The organism is Rhizobium leguminosarum (assembly GCF_001679785.1).
GTDB lineage: Bacteria > Pseudomonadota > Alphaproteobacteria > Rhizobiales > Rhizobiaceae > Rhizobium > Rhizobium leguminosarum_R.
Window position 1 is genome coordinate 56,039 of the sequence record NZ_CP016290.1, and the last position, 14,635, is coordinate 70,673.

Annotated in this window: 11 protein-coding genes and 2 pseudogenes; 4 read left to right on the forward strand and 9 right to left on the reverse strand. The window is 58.1% G+C overall.

All coding sequences use genetic code 11. The features are described 5' to 3' along the window. Window positions 1-100 precede the first annotated feature (100 nt). Complete coding sequence (locus BA011_RS34730; protein WP_065279157.1) at window positions 101-1,435, reverse strand: ISNCY family transposase; 1,335 nt, start codon at window positions 1,433-1,435, stop codon at window positions 101-103. Between the two features lie 269 nt (window positions 1,436-1,704). Beyond that, window positions 1,705-3,426 (reverse strand): putative bifunctional diguanylate cyclase/phosphodiesterase, encoded by a 1,722-nt coding sequence (locus BA011_RS34735; RefSeq protein WP_237352857.1) that lies wholly within the window; start codon window positions 3,424-3,426, stop codon window positions 1,705-1,707. A 798-nt stretch (window positions 3,427-4,224) separates the two neighbouring features. On the opposite strand from BA011_RS34735, the pseudogene BA011_RS43180 reads away from it, so the two are divergent. Next, window positions 4,225-4,320, forward strand: a pseudogene (locus BA011_RS43180) (DUF411 domain-containing protein); the annotation flags it as partial. Here BA011_RS43180 and BA011_RS34740 read toward each other — a convergent pair. After that, a pseudogene (locus BA011_RS34740) lies at window positions 4,320-4,466 on the reverse strand (DUF1403 family protein); the annotation flags it as partial. The pseudogenes BA011_RS43180 and BA011_RS34740 overlap by 1 nt on opposite strands. 204 nt (window positions 4,467-4,670) lie before the next feature. Here BA011_RS34740 and BA011_RS43185 point away from each other — a divergent pair. The 3 genes from BA011_RS43185 to BA011_RS34750 are packed head-to-tail and all read left to right on the forward strand — an operon-like array spanning window position 4,671 to window position 7,150. Beyond that, window positions 4,671-5,081 (forward strand): hypothetical protein, encoded by a 411-nt coding sequence (locus BA011_RS43185; protein WP_151343734.1) that lies wholly within the window; start codon window positions 4,671-4,673, stop codon window positions 5,079-5,081. Next, entirely contained in the window at window positions 5,008-6,357 is a 1,350-nt protein-coding gene (locus BA011_RS34745) for an NfeD family protein (protein WP_065284213.1), read from the forward strand. Before BA011_RS43185 ends, BA011_RS34745 begins: the two co-directional genes overlap by 74 nt. A gap of 28 nt (window positions 6,358-6,385) precedes the next feature. After that, window positions 6,386-7,150, forward strand: a complete 765-nt coding sequence (locus BA011_RS34750) for a slipin family protein (protein ID WP_065284214.1) — start codon at window positions 6,386-6,388, stop codon at window positions 7,148-7,150. 205 nt (window positions 7,151-7,355) lie between these two features. Here BA011_RS34750 and BA011_RS34755 read toward each other — a convergent pair whose 3' ends face one another. From BA011_RS34755 to BA011_RS34780, 6 genes are all read right to left on the reverse strand, one after another. Next, complete coding sequence (locus BA011_RS34755) at window positions 7,356-8,267, reverse strand: GSU2403 family nucleotidyltransferase fold protein (RefSeq protein ID WP_062945472.1); 912 nt, start codon at window positions 8,265-8,267, stop codon at window positions 7,356-7,358. After that, window positions 8,264-9,346, reverse strand: coding sequence for a hypothetical protein (locus BA011_RS34760; RefSeq protein WP_065284215.1), 1,083 nt, complete (start codon window positions 9,344-9,346; stop codon window positions 8,264-8,266). The genes BA011_RS34755 and BA011_RS34760 overlap by 4 nt, the downstream gene beginning before the upstream one ends. 250 nt (window positions 9,347-9,596) lie before the next feature. Further along, window positions 9,597-10,841, reverse strand: a complete 1,245-nt coding sequence (locus BA011_RS34765) for a Zn-dependent hydrolase (RefSeq protein ID WP_064245248.1) — start codon at window positions 10,839-10,841, stop codon at window positions 9,597-9,599. Between the two features lie 87 nt (window positions 10,842-10,928). Next, a complete protein-coding gene (locus BA011_RS34770) occupies window positions 10,929-12,437 on the reverse strand; it encodes an amino acid ABC transporter permease/ATP-binding protein (RefSeq protein WP_027668197.1) in 1,509 nt (502 codons plus the stop codon). Between the two features lie 59 nt (window positions 12,438-12,496). Beyond that, the gene (locus BA011_RS34775) at window positions 12,497-13,333 is read right to left on the reverse strand and encodes a transporter substrate-binding domain-containing protein (protein ID WP_237352839.1); all 837 of its coding nucleotides are present in this window, start codon (window positions 13,331-13,333) and stop codon (window positions 12,497-12,499) included. A gap of 83 nt (window positions 13,334-13,416) precedes the next feature. Beyond that, on the reverse strand, window positions 13,417-14,634 hold the full coding sequence (locus tag BA011_RS34780) for a M24 family metallopeptidase (protein WP_237352840.1): 1,218 nt from the start codon (window positions 14,632-14,634) through the stop codon (window positions 13,417-13,419). Between the last annotated feature and the right edge of the window lies 1 nt (window position 14,635).

Below are 14,635 nucleotides of genomic sequence, written 5' to 3' on the forward strand. Positions count from 1 at the left end.
CATGGGTGCTAATTGCGGCGGCCAGGATTTCTGGTGGACATGCGCGCATTGGCAACTGCCGGCGTCACGCCGGTCCGGTTTTGGCTGGCGACATGGGATGTCAGGTCGGCCTGAGGCGGGCGAAGAGGGCGAGATTGTATGCGACCACCGAGGACCAGACATAAGCCTTGAAGTGGTCGAGCCCACGCCAGGTGCAGCGCCCCAAGCCGTAGGCGCGTTTGAGGCAGGAGATGCCGGCCTCGATGCCGGCGCGGAAGTTGCGCAGCTTGCGATAGACCCAGCGGCTCTTGACCATGTCTTCGATCCTGAGGCCGCACTTCTTGTGGAAGGCCATGTCGCAGATGCCCCAGGCTTTGGCTCGGCTCAAATTATCGCGGCTGGCATAGCCGCCGTCGGCCGCCGCCTGACGCGGCGCCTCGCCCCAGATGCCGATGTGGCGTTCCAGCATCGGCAGCAAGCGCTCGCTGTCGGCCGGGTTGCCGGTTTCGACGACGAGGTCGAGGATCAGCCCGCTTGTGCCGGTGGTCAAATTGATCTTATGGCCATACTCGACGTCGCGGCTGCCTTTGACGATGATGTCGGCATGCGGCTCGAACAAACTGACCAGCTTGTCGCCAGCCGGCACCGCCTCGCCGGCCAGGACCCGCCGCTCGGTCTGGGCGATGATCCGTTCGATCAGCGGCTTATAGTGGCGGAGTTGGGCCTGCCAGAGTTCGACCGCCGGGCCCGCCGCCAAGGGCAGTTGCGCCGCCGCCTGTTCGAGATAGCTCAAGGTGGTGCGCGTGATCCTGAGCAGCGCGCGATAGTGCTGAACTCGTTTCGGACGACCGCGGGTAAATTGGATCGCCCGGGATCGCTTCTTCGCCGCGCGGCAGTGATCGTGCCATGAGATGGCGCTGCCCAAGGAAGCCGCCTGCTGCAACAGCCGCACCATCACCCGCACGCAGTCCCACAAAAGACTACTGTCGCTCGGTTCGTGCATCAGCGCCGAAGTGACGGTGCTGTCGATGCGCACGACCTTGCCGCGTTCCACCTTGTCCTGCCGGGCGCTCGTCAACAGCACGCGATTGATCGCTTCAAAGGTCCCGGCCCGGATCGCGCTGATCGTCTTGTGCAAGACCGACTTCTTCGGGTTCCACCCCCACGGCAGCCGGGCAAAGGCCCGGAACGAGGCGGAATCTTCCAGATGAAAGGCCAACTCCTCATAACTCAACTGACGGTGTTGTTTGAGCAGGGCGCAACGCAGCACGGCCTCCGCCGGCAGGCCCTCGCGGCCGGTCTCCTTGACGCCGTGGCGGCGCAGGTCCTGCGCTACCAGCCCGAGCAGATCACGATGCTCATCCAGCCATTGCGACATGGCTTTCAGCTCGCGGCCGATCTCGTGTTCGGCGAAAAGATCGAATATATTGGCTTGGACGGTGCGTTCTTGGCGCATTGTCGGCTCCGGCGGTTGCGGGTTTGTCTTTAGAATCAATGGCTTGATCTAAAGTATACCTGAAACCGCCGGGCTTTGCCCGTCGCAATATCGCTATTCCTCCAATAATTTCAGTGGTTTACCGTTTGTGGACGGGCACTAGCTAGTTCAGCCGCTTCGAGGGTGAAATCGCCATTCGCATGTGATGAGACAAACATCAGGCCCGGATACTTCTTTTCTGAGTTAGGTGTTTTAGCATTTCCGTCGGGATCTGGTCGAATCCTTCAACATCAAACACAACTGGTGCTCCCGCTTGGGCTGTAGGTGCCGCTTGCGACCGGATGACCGGGCATATCGGGAGGAATGGATACTGGCTGCTCGTCCGCTCGCCCGACATGCTTGGCGTAGTCGGAAATCGGGCGGGGGCGGCCCACCAGGTAGCCCTGCACTTGATCGCACAACTCACGGGTCAAGAACGCCAGTTGATCCGTTGTTTCCACGCCTTCGGCGATAATCGGCAGATCCAGTCCGCGCCCAAGTCCGATCACGGCTCGTATGATCGCCGAAGACTGGGAAAGCCCTATGTTGCGTACAAAAGACTGGTCAATCTTGATCTTATCGAACGGAAAGGACTGCAGATAGGATAGCGACGAATAACCGGTTCCGAAATCATCCATGGCGATGCGTACGCCCAGCGCCTTGAGGTGCCCCAACGTGGAAATGGCCCGTTCATGATCATCAATCAGCACGCCTTCGGTGATCTCAAGCTCCAACCGTTCGGGCTCAAGTCCGGTTTCAATCAGCACTGACTTTACAAGCCCGGTCAGATCGCCATGCTTAAATTGCACCGGAGAGAGGTTGACGGCGACCGAAAGCCTTCGCGGCCACGAGGCCGCCTCACGACAAGCCTCCCGCAACACCCACGCGCCAATCTCGATCATCAGACTGCTCTCTTCTGCAATCGGAATAAAGACGGACGGCGGGATATTGCCTTGGCTCGGATGATTCCACCGCAGCAAGGCTTCAAAACCAGTGACGTCCCCGCCGATGTTAGCCTGTGGTTGATAAAAGACCGACAATTGTCGCTGCGAAATTGCAGCCTGCAGGTCACGCTGCAATGCTCTCCGTTCTCGCAGCCACTTATCCATTTGCGGTTCGAAAAACCGGGCGACGCCTCGTGCGTCAGCTTTCGCGCGATAGAGAGCGGCGTCGGCGTTGCCCATGAGGTCGGCGGCACTGTCCCCATCGGCTGGATAGACTGCTACGCCAAGGCTCGTCCCCATTCGGATCCGGGTCCCGTCGATTTCGGCGTCCTCGCTCAGCGCGGAGATAATCAGGTCGGCGAGCTGCGCTATGGAATTGGCATCGGCTTCAACCAAGACCATGAACTCGTCACCGCCCAAGCGTGCGACGAAGGCACCCTGCGCGACCGCGCTCAGACGTTTGGCTGCCAGGCATAAAACCAGGTCTCCGACATTGTGGCCGAAGACGTCGTTGACCTCCTTGAAACGATCCAGGTCGAGGCACAGCACCGCAAACGGCGATCCTTGCGTCCGGTGCTGTTCGAGCATCGCGTCGAGTTTCTGCTTCAGTGCGGCACGGTTGGGCAGATCGGTTAGCGGATCATGCAGCGCCAGATGCGCTATTTTGCGTTCGGCGGTTCGGTGCTCGGTGATATCCTCGTGGGTAGAAACCCATCCACCATCGGATGTTCTTTCGTGGTGAACGCGAATGACCTTGCCCGACTTCAGCTCCATCGACCAGTCCTGGGACGATGAACTGGAATTGATCGAGTCGCACCAGGCCAGATACTCGTCGGACGCCACGGCGGGACAAGCGCCGACGGAATAGCGCAGCTCGGTTATATCGCTTAAAGTCATTCCAGGCCGGATTATCTCCGGAGCAAGGCCATACACCTTGGCATAACGGCGATTGGACAGTACCAACCGCTGGTCAGCGTCGAACAAGCAGGCACCCTGACCTATACTTTCCAGTATGGTGGTGAATTGCATATTGCACTGGTCAAGCTGTTTCTGGGTCCGCAGCAACTCGATACGGACCTTTATACGCGCGACTAGTTCTTCCAAGAGGATAGGTTTGACGACACAGTCCACCGCGCCGGCGGCGAATGCCGGTGCCCTGTCGGCGGCTGCCGAGACGAGATGAATCGCTGGAATGCCTTCAATCGCCTTGCGACGCTTTCCATCTCCCAGGAATGCGTCGGAGACGCCGCTATCTAGCAATAGGAGGTCCGGCTTGAGCAATCGCGCCTGTTGCTCGAAGGTCCGGTAATCTGGCGAGCAAACGCATGACCATCCTAATTCTCGAAGTCTGACGGCGACGGGCGCCGCCTCCTCAAAGTTGCCGGCGAGAATAATCAGGGGTTGCGAGGAACGAATAGGGCTGGCGGACTTAATCAAGGCGATGCTCCTCTTGCACTTATCGAATGACGCCGAGTCGCCGGACCATCTGCCCATTCCACGATACAACGCACGATCTGGTTGCGAAACAGTATACACTAAAAAATTGTCGCGCTTCGACCCTTAGTCGAGTTTTGATAAAATTTTCGACTGATGCGATAGTAAAAATGGTGCCGCTCGGGCTCACCGAGTCGTCCGAACCCTCAGCATCTCTGCTTGCGGGCAATGATTTGGCCACCTTCTTGCCGAACCCAGCTATGCGGGCACAATTGGGCCAGGTGTCCTTTCTGGATGTCGGTTGCGCCTTCGAGGAGCTCCTCTGGCATCATTAGCTATAGGCAAATCCCTGCTGAACGGTGGGCCTTGTTACGCGCAGGCGTGCGGGGGCACATGCCGTCGGGCTCGTTGGGGACCGGAGACAAGCCGGAGGCGTCCTATGACGTCTATGCGATCCCCTCGGGGACCGGCGCGCCATACGTGTTCATGGTCCTGACCTTCGGTGCCACAGAGAGCAGCCGCGCCGCCCGGCGATCGATCTCGGCCGCAGAGCGCAACGCGGCGTCGACGGCATCGACCAGCGCCAAGCAGATTGCTTTAGGATACGCCGGCTCGCCCGATCGTGCCGTCCAGCGGTCCAGGTACATGACCCTTTGAGACCATGGCGCAAATGAGCGATGATCCGCAAATCAGTCTACCCGCTGTGGCACGCTGATATCCCTTCGGCTCCAAGTCGGAAAAGCACGGCCATCAGCCGAGACCTACACCACTTCCATGGACACGATCCATGACGGACCAGTCCATTTTCATAACAATCCATCGAGGGGTCTGCCGCAATAATGCGGAAGGACACGGCCTATGCCGATGCAACAACGGTTGGCTGGCTGCCGGATGAAATACCGGAACGCCTTGCTTCCGTCCGCAACCTGCGGGAATGGAGCTTCGCTATCAATGCCGCGATAAAATGGCCGGCTGGTCACATTGTTCTGGTCTGCGCTCCAGGAAACGAGACACTGGTCGCATTTGTTTTGCCAAATCAGATCACGAATGTTTCCAGCCGCACTCGACGCGGCGCAGAGAAAAGACTTGTCTCTTACCGTTTCGCAGTTCTGCCATATATTTCAAAATATGAGAGTCCGGCGGACGATTGTGTGGCGTTTGGAGCTTTGGCGGTGGATGCCGTCAATCCTTGCTTTGCTGCTGACGTTGTTCTCGGCTTTGGGCCTGGCGACGCCCGCATCCGAAGCTGAGCGTGTCGCTATAGTCCTGAAGATGAACGGGGCGATTGGCCCGGCGACGGCCGACTATGTAAGACGCGGCCTTCAACGGGCCAACGAACGTGGCGCCAGCCTGGTTGTCCTGCAGATCGACACGCCCGGCGGTCTCGACACGTCGATGCGCGACATCATTCGTGCGATCCTTGCCTCCTCGATACCGGTCGCGAGTTTCGTTGCACCCAGCGGAGCACGAGCCGCCAGCGCCGGCACCTATATTCTTTACGCAAGCCATATCGCGGCAATGGCACCGGGCACCAATCTGGGTGCGGCGACGCCGATCGCACTTGGCGGCCGACCATCCGATGGTGACCGGAACGACAGCCCTGATACGACCGGCAAGCAGCGGCAAGTACCGCGCGATGCCGGCGAGGCGAAGGCGATCAACGATGCGGTGGCCTATATCCGCGGACTTGCGGAACTGCGCAATCGCAACGCCGACTGGGCGGAGCGCGCCGTGCGCGAGGCCGCGAGCCTTTCCTCCGCCGCAGCTCTGCGTGAGAAGGTCATAGATTTCGTGGCGACCGATATAAACGATCTGCTGGCACAGGCGCAGGGCCGGGTCGTGCGGGTCGGTCAAACGGATGTCCGGCTCGAAACATCGGGCCTCATCGTCCAGGAACTTGAACCGGACTGGCGAACCCGCCTGCTTTCGGTGATCACCGATCCGAACATCGCGCTGATCTTGATGATGGTCGGTATCTACGGCCTGATCTTTGAATTTCTGACGCCCGGGACGCTGGTGCCGGGAACGATCGGCGGCATCTGCCTGCTGCTTGGTCTCTATGCTCTGGCCTTGCTGCCGGTGAGTTTTGCGGGCCTCGGGCTGATCATTCTCGGCGTGGGTCTGACGGTGGCCGAGGCGCATTCGCCGTCCTTCGGCGCACTCGGCGTCGGCGGCGGCATCGCACTGGTGCTCGGCGCTACCATCTTGTTCGACACGGACATACCCGGGCTTAAGGTTTCCTGGTCGGTGCTTGGCGCAATCGCCGTCGCCTGCCTTGCTCTTAGCCTTGTCATTGCCCGTCTCGCCTTCATCTCGCGCTGGCACGATGTCGTCACCGGCGGCGAGCAGATGATCGGAATTTCAGGCAAGGTCGACAGCTGGACGGGCATCTCGGGCTACGTCATCGCCCATGGCGAGCGCTGGAAGGCCGTTTCAACTGAGCCGCTTGCCGCTGGCGACCGCGTGAAAGTGACCGGCCGGGATGGGTTGACGCTCGAAGTGGTCCGCAGTTCGCAGGAGGCCTAACGGCCTTCAGAATGCAGGAGGAAAAGTCATGGGCATGTTTGCAGATCTCGCCTTCTATCTTGTGATCATCTTTATTCTGCTCGTCGTCGTAGCATCTGCGATCAAGATCCTGCGGGAATACGAACGCGGCGTGGTTTTCACGCTTGGCCGTTTCACCGGTGTCAAGGGGCCCGGCTTGATCCTGCTCATCCCCTATGTCCAGCAGATGATGCGGGTCGACCTGCGCACGCGGCTACTCGACGTGCCCGGCCAGGATGTCATTTCGCATGACAATGTTTCGGTCCGCGTCAGCGCGGTGATCTATTTCAGGGTCGTCGATCCCGAGAGGTCGACGATCCAGGTCGAGGACTTCATGATGGCGACGAGCCAGCTCGCCCAGACGACACTGCGCTCGGTGCTCGGCAAGCATGACCTCGACGAGATGCTGGCGGAACGCGACAGGCTCAACATCGACATTCAGGAAATCCTCGACGCCCAAACCGATGCCTGGGGGATCAAGGTCGCCAATGTGGAGATCAAACATGTCGATATCAACGAATCGATGATCCGCGCAATTGCCCGTCAGGCGGAAGCCGAGCGCGAGCGGCGCGCCAAGATCATCAATGCCGAAGGCGAGCAGCAGGCTGCAGCCAAACTGCTTGAAGCAGCCGAAATCCTCGCCAGGCAACCCGAGGCCATGCAACTTCGTTATTTGAGTACATTGAACGTCATCGCCGGCGAAAAGACCTCGACGATCATATTTCCTTTTCCGATGGAGTTCGGCAATTTGATGCCGCTCAAACCGGACCGATGACGACGCCTTGAATGCGTTGTTTTTGCCGATGTAGCGATGGTCCTGCGGTCAGGGTGTCAGCTAGGAAGTGCGTTTGAGATCTTCATCGGCAACGCCATAACCTGCGAAGCGGTGGGCGATCATCGAGCCGTGCAAAATGCCCGCCTTGAACGATGTGAGAGGCCTACACCTGATAACTAAGTAACGAGATCCCGCGCTCCGAGCATCACTTGAACGCAATACCAAGCGCGCTTAAAAACTCGAGCATGACGTCATTGACGGCACGCTGGCGCAAAATCCGGGCTTCTCTGATTTCCGTGTCGTCTGCAGCACCTTCAATTTCGAACTGCGCCACGGCAACGTTGCCTTCGCGCAGGTAGCCTTCGTCTGGCTCCGGATCACAAAAACGGGTGAGCAATAGCGTCAGGGCACGTTCGATGACCTCCCGATCGTTGCCTTTCAGAGCCTCTTGGAATTTGGCGATTGCACCGGCGAGCCCGCCTTCTCCGTGTTCGAGGCAGTAGACGAGATCGTGCGCATCTTTGCGCTCACGCCGGTGATCAAAGGCAAACGCCTTGAGGCATGTGAATGCCACGATATCGGCGTAGGGGATGGATTCTGTCGAGCGGCCTTTTTCACCCAACAGATCAGCGGTGACTTCCATCCGATCGTGGTGCCCGAACACCAGCGACGCGTGAGGGATATTCACCGCAGAAACATTTCCTTCCGTCGGCAGTTCCTGCAATGCGCCACCCCGGAGCTTCGGATCGTCTGCCAAGAACTCCAGAATGACGAGAATGCCGTGCTCGGTCATGGACTGCCAACGCCAGTTGACCTTATTGCCCTTGTCATTTTGCGCACGCTCGAAACCCATTTTTTTGAGGTTCTGCTCGAGCGTCCGGTATGCCTCTGTGTCGGCGAGGATCGACAGATCGACGACGACATCGATATCGCCGGTTCCTGCATGAGGCGGGACGTCAGGCGGCCTCTTGGTGACGATGTAGCGCGGTGCAAGCCCACCGACCAGAAAGACGGAATCACGCCAGGGGCCGAGGCCGCTGAAGAGCGTAACCAGGACGCGCTCGCAGTCGCGGGTAACATCGGCACTGTATTCAGTCAGTATCTGGGGCTTTGTCATTCGGGTACCGCGAGTTTTGTCAGCCGAAGATGGTCGGCCAGTTCCTTCGAGCGACCGCTGTCAAGCTGCAGGAGGTCGAGGTAAGTTTGAAGTGGATCTGTGACCCAGACATGACCGACCCGTTGGCGAAACAGAAAGTCATGCCGTGGATTAGAGTCTATAACTCCCAGATTCCAGCCCTCTTTGACGGCCTTTGCTCCCAGTTTTCGAAGAAGGCTTTCGCCGCCGTGATCGATGCGGCAATGGATTTGAGATATTTTCGAGAGGTGCGGTGCATGGATCTGCCCGGCCATCAGCCCGGAGATTTCGTAGCGAACTCCCGTCTCATCGCAGATGCGGTCAATCTCATGGATCGCCTCATCGATATTGGTCATCCGCATATAGTAAGAGCGGAGCGGCTTCGGCTTGATCGAAGCGACATAGGAAGACCACGCGTCAAGCAGCGCGCGGGGGTTGGAGAGTATCCTTTCCTTCGATGGACCGGCACCCTTGGAGTTCATCCATTCGCGGCGCTCTAGTTCGATAAGAACCTGGGATGCTGTTGTCGGAGATACGGAGGCCCGCTCGGCCAGTTCATGCACACCGAACCATTGGTCCTTAAATGTCCAGACGGCATGGAGGGCCTGTGCGCGACTCCCAACGAACAGATTGTTGAGCGATCGAGCCTGCTGCTTCGAGGCTGGCTTTTCGACGAGAACAAAGAGATTGTCGGCCGAAAGATAGAGACTGCCGCTACGATCGAAATAACCGATCTTCTCCTCGCGCAGGAGTGCACGTGCACCTGGGGAAATGGTATCGGCCATCAATAGGGGGAGAACTCTGGAATTGCCCAGCGGCATCGCTGCAATGTATCTTTTTAGCTGCCAGATTGCTTCCCTGACGTCTCTTGGAAAAGCCGATCTCTTGGCTTCGATAACAAGCCTGAAGGGTGCGTCGGAAAATCGCGCATCTATAAGGAAATCTGCGCGAGAGTTTCCCATCTGCGGCTCAAACATGGGCTCGGACGTGATTTCCCCGCCTGCCTCCGTAAGGCTGGTCGTCAACTCACTCAACATATCGACAGCTATAAGCTCTTCCATAGATATTCTCTGCGCAGCAAATATGCCCGTTATGCCGCATATGCGCGAATTTGTCTATATGTACAGGACAGCAAACAAGCGAAAACGGCTGTGCAAAAATCCGGCCGGCGGGGCACAAGAGTTCCCGGTATGCCGACCTGTCCTTGAACCTGTCGTCTTGGTCGCGACGCACATAAGGCTTGCCAGCGCCGATATCCATCAGTTCACGCTTGTTCATGGCAGCTTCGAGAAGTCAAAATCTCGGTGTTAGCTATATACACGCTTGCGATGAGATATGGCGAACGACATCCATCAGTACGTTGGCACCTGCGATCAAGTCGGCCTTTGATGTATATTCGGCAGGGTTGTGACTGATGCCGCCGCAGCTGGGAACAAAAATCATCGCGGTTGGCGCGATTGGCGCGATCATCTGCGCGTCATGCCCAGCGCCGGAGGTCATGCGGCGGCAGGTAAGACCGCGCTTTTCCGCAGCACCTTCGATCATTTGCACGATCTCCTGGTTAAAGGCGACAGGACTGGACTGAGCCAGCTCCTCAGCTGATATCAGCAACTGTTCCTCCCGTGCCAGCATTTCCAAAAATGCCCCCAATGCTTTGCTCTCCTCTCTGAGCCTATGCTCGAATGGGTCGCGGAGATCGACGGTCAACGTAGCGCGAGACGGAATGACGTTGATCGCATTGGGTTCGAGATCGAGGCAGCCGACCGTCGCAACCGTGGGGGTAGCTGAAGAACGGGCACGTTCGCGAAGATAGGCAATGATACGGGCGGCTCCGTAGCCCGCATCCGACCGCATGTTAATTGGGGTTGTCCCTGCGTGGTTGGCGGTGCCCTCAACCGTAATCCTTTGCCAGGAGATGCCTTGCAGGTTCTCCACCGCTCCCAGGGCGATACCCTCCCTTTCCAGGACAGGGCCCTGTTCAATGTGAAGCTCCACGTAGGCAAAGGGCTTCAGGAACCCGGGCGCTTCCGCTCCAGCGTAACCGATGCGTTTGAGTTCCTCGCCGAGGATCGCTCCATCGGTGCCGACCGTCGAGAGCGCAGCATCCACGTCCAAGCCCCGGGCATAGACCAGCGACCCCATCATGTCAGGTGCGAACCGCACACCCTCCTCATTGGTGAAGGCTGCAACCGCTATTGGACGTATCGGCCGAAAATTTGCCGCTTTGAGTGCCTGTATTACTTCAAGCCCGGCGACAACGCCGTAGCATCCATCGTAAATACCGGCATTGATGACGGTGTCGATATGTGAACCAAGCATGAGGGGCAGGCAGTCTTCAGTTCCGGCCGGGCGCCATATACCAAAGATATTGCCGATACGGTCGACTGCAACGTCGAGACCTGCTTGGCTGAGCCAGCAAACGAAGAGGTCTCTCCCAAGTTTGTCGCCGTCAGATCCGGCAAGCCGGACAAGTCGCCCACCAGCGTCACGTCCGATATTTCCAAGCTCCTTGAGACGCCCTAGGAGACGGTCCCCATCAACCGAGATATCGCTCATATTTGACCTTTGGTATCGGCGTGAAGCGTTGTTGCCTCAGCCAGCTTTTGTTCATCTGAAATCGCCCGCGCTGCCATCATTACTCCCTTAGATGCGGACAAATTCCGCCAGTCGACCGTCCTCTCTCCTTCGCTCGGCCAGTAGCGCCGGAGATCCGTCAAACACGATCCGTCCTTTCTCCATAAAGACGACCCGGTCGGAGACCTCCATTGCAAACTTCATCTCGTGTGTGACGATCACCATAGTTCGACCCGATCGCGCCAGCGCGGCCATGATCCGGAGCACTTCGCCGACGGTTTCAGGATCAAGCGCGGATGTGGGTTCGTCGAACAAGAGAATCGACGGGTGCATTGCGAGCGCGCGCGCTATGGCGACGCGCTGCTGCTGGCCTCCGGAAAGTTGATGCGGATACTTGTTCTCGTGGACAAGCATTCCGACATCGTTGAGCATGGTCCGCGCTTCCTGCCGAAGCTCCGAAGCACTTGCGCGCTTGTGATACAGGGGGCCGATCATGACGTTCTCAAGCGCTGTGCGGTGCGGGAAGAGATTGAAGTTCTGGAAAACCATTCCGATCCGGAGTGCGTCGCTGCTGACATGACGGAGTGATTTGGCGAGCTTCTCTTTCGACCCCGCAAGGAAGGGTTTCTCTTCGAGATAGACCACGCCGTGCTCAAGCGTTTCGAGTCCGTTCAGTGAGCGAATGAGTGTGGTTTTCCCAGATCCGGACGGTCCGATAATGGAGACAACTTCACCGGGTTTCACGGCAAGGTTCAGATCCTGGAAGACCGGATAAATACCGAATGACTTGCCACCGCGCTCTAGCCGGATGGCAGGCTGCCTGGACGCTGGCGGACTGTCGGTGCCGATTTCTTCTGCAATCTCGCCGTTCGATGCCACATCCTCCGTGGTTAGCTCGGCCAAGCGTCTGGAAAAGTCCAGCCGCCGTTCGAGCGCCTTCAGTCCGGTATCAAAAACGGTGACGATCAGGATATAGTAGAAGGCGACGGCCACCATCGTTTCGATGACCTTGAAGTTTTGGGTGTAGTAGCGTTGGCCGACCAGGAGGATTTCAGCGAGCGAAATGACCGACACGAGTGATGTCAGCTTTACGATCGATACGAACTCGTTACCAAGCGAGGGGAGAGCAATACGCAGTGCCTGTGGGATCACAATCAGGCGCTGGATTCCAGCCCGTGAGAGGCCAAGGACGCGACCCGCCTCGTACTGGCCCTTTCCCACCGAAACAAGAGCGCCGCGGTGAATTTCCGCGATGTACGCCGTCTCACTCAGCACCATGGCCAAGAGTCCCGCAACGAAAGGAATTGAGAGGAGAGCCGATGTCGAAGGGAAGGCCTGGGGGAGGTTGTAGACAAAGATTAGCAGCACGAGAAGCGGAAGGCTCCTAAAGAACCAGACGTATAGTGCAGCAGCGCGCCTCACAACCATGAGGCCGGAGCGGTCGGCAAGGGCGACGAAAAAGCCAAGGACTACGGCTAGCACCCATGTCGCAACGCTGAGCTCGACGACCAGCAAGGTCGCATTCCAAAAGTCGCGGCTCCACAGGAGCCCGACTGTGTAAGACCAATCGAAAGCCATATCTTCAGTTTCCAACAGAGGATGCCCGAGCCGCCAAGGCGACCCGGGACGGAGTGAGGTTACTTGGCCTCGGTCAACGCAGAGGCGATTTCGGCATCGGTCGGGAGATCAAGGTTGTATTTGGCGAGAATCGCCTTGTATTCCTCACTCGATTTCAGCGGCTCGAATGCCTCTTTGAGTCCGGCAAGCAACTGATCATTGCCTTTCTTCACCGCCAGTCCCATGATGACCGGAAAGAGAATTTCAGAGGACGTGATCTTCAGTCGGTTACCCGATGCAACCAATGCCGCTTTTGATACACCGGCATCGTCGAACACGACATCGGCGCCGCGCGACAGGAGTGCTTGCGCTGCTTCGGCCGACGTTACGAACTCCTTGACGTCGATTGGGTTGGAACCGCATCTCTCTTGCGAAACCTTCTGCAGTTCGGGCACCCAGGCCGCGCCCTTGAGGTTAGCCACCCGCTTGCCGCAAAGGTCTTCCGGTGTCTTTGGTTCGAAGGTGTCGTCGGCGCGCACCATCAACGAGCCGCCCGTTTTGGCATAAGCGATGTAATCAACCACTTTGGCGCGCGCAGGCGTGACATAGAGCGCAGACGCGATCATATCAAAGCGGTTTGCCTGAAGACCCGGGATGAGACTGGCAAAGCGCGTATCCATAAACGTCACTTCCACACCTAGCTTCGGCGCTATGATAGCCATGACATCGGCGTCAAAGCCCTTCGTCACACCATCCTCAAGATAGTCGTAAGGCGGGTACACCTGGTCCGAGCCGACCAGCAAAGTCCCCTCGGTAATCGTCTTGAGGTTTCCCGCTGCCGCAGACGATCCACTTGCGGTCATTGTGGCCAATGCGGTGAATGCCACTACGACGGCCGAAATAATTTTCTTGTGCATTTTATTCCCCATTTTTGTGTTTCCCGTGCGGACCATCCGCGCGGTGTTGAAGCAGTCCTCCTCCGTTTTCCCTCCCGAAACTCTTAGCGGATTGTTGGCATCTCCCGCGGCGCCCGCTTGGTCAGGAGCCGCGATCCGTCCTTGGTGATGGCGATGTTCTCTTCGTGGACGATCATTTTCCCTGGCGCGTATTCCATTCCGGGTTCGATGGTCAGCACCATATTCTCGACGATCAAGGTGTCATCACCGAGCCTGTGGGAAGGCGGTTCGGTCAACTGCAATCCCAACCCGTGGCCAAGGCGGCCGACATTGTTGCCAATGGCACCGGCATCGTCGATGATCTTCGCCATGGCGCGGAACACGTCGTCGGTCTTCGCGCCAGGCACAGCCGCAGCGATTCCGACCTCCGTCGCCAGCCAAAGGGCGTCATGAACGCGTTTTGCTTCGTCGGAGATGCTGCCGATCGCGTAGTTCCGATCGAAGTCACAGAAGTACCCGTCAAATGTTGAACCTGTATCGATAAAAAGAACATCACCCGCCTGGATCAGACGGTCGTGAGGCCCACACACGATCTGCGACACGCCGCCCGGTCCGGAGATCGCCGGCATGAATGGGGTGGCGTCCGCCCCGCGGCGGGCAATGTCAATCCGTAGCTTTCGGGCGATCTCGCGTTCGCTCTCGCCGATTGAAATACTCGCGGGGAGCGCCTCGTAAGCATCGCTTGCAATTTGGCAAATGTAATGGATGTGGTCGATTTCCGCCGGGGTCTTGACCATGCGGATTTCCCAAATGCAGGGCGATCCATCGGCGATCTCAAGCGCGAGGGTATCGCGCAATCTAAGCAGATCCGACACAGGCATGCGTAACGCCATCTCGCGGCCAAGCTCCGCACCAATGCGACCATAGCGCCGTGGGAAGCTTTCGATCGTCGACTTGAGCAGCGAGATGCCGTCATCCTCGGGATTTGGAGCCTGCCAGGTGCGAATGTCCTTCATCCAGGTCAGCGCCATTTCCGGCGCTCCGATTTCGGGGATGACGGCTACCGGATCCCCTTCGAGCGGAACGACGACGAACCACGGCCTGGTCGGGCTTTCCCAGAATTGGGAGTCAAATCCCGTAAAATAGCGGACATTCGGCGGCGAAGAGACCAGCAGCGCATCGAACTTGTGCCTGTGCATGATCTGTCTTGCGCGCTCAACGCGGGTTTCGAATTCTTTTGGCGAAAAGCCGCGCTGGGGAATGTTGATGGCGCTCACTTTTTGTTCCCTTTCTATAGAGTTGGGTTGATTGCGATTTGGCATA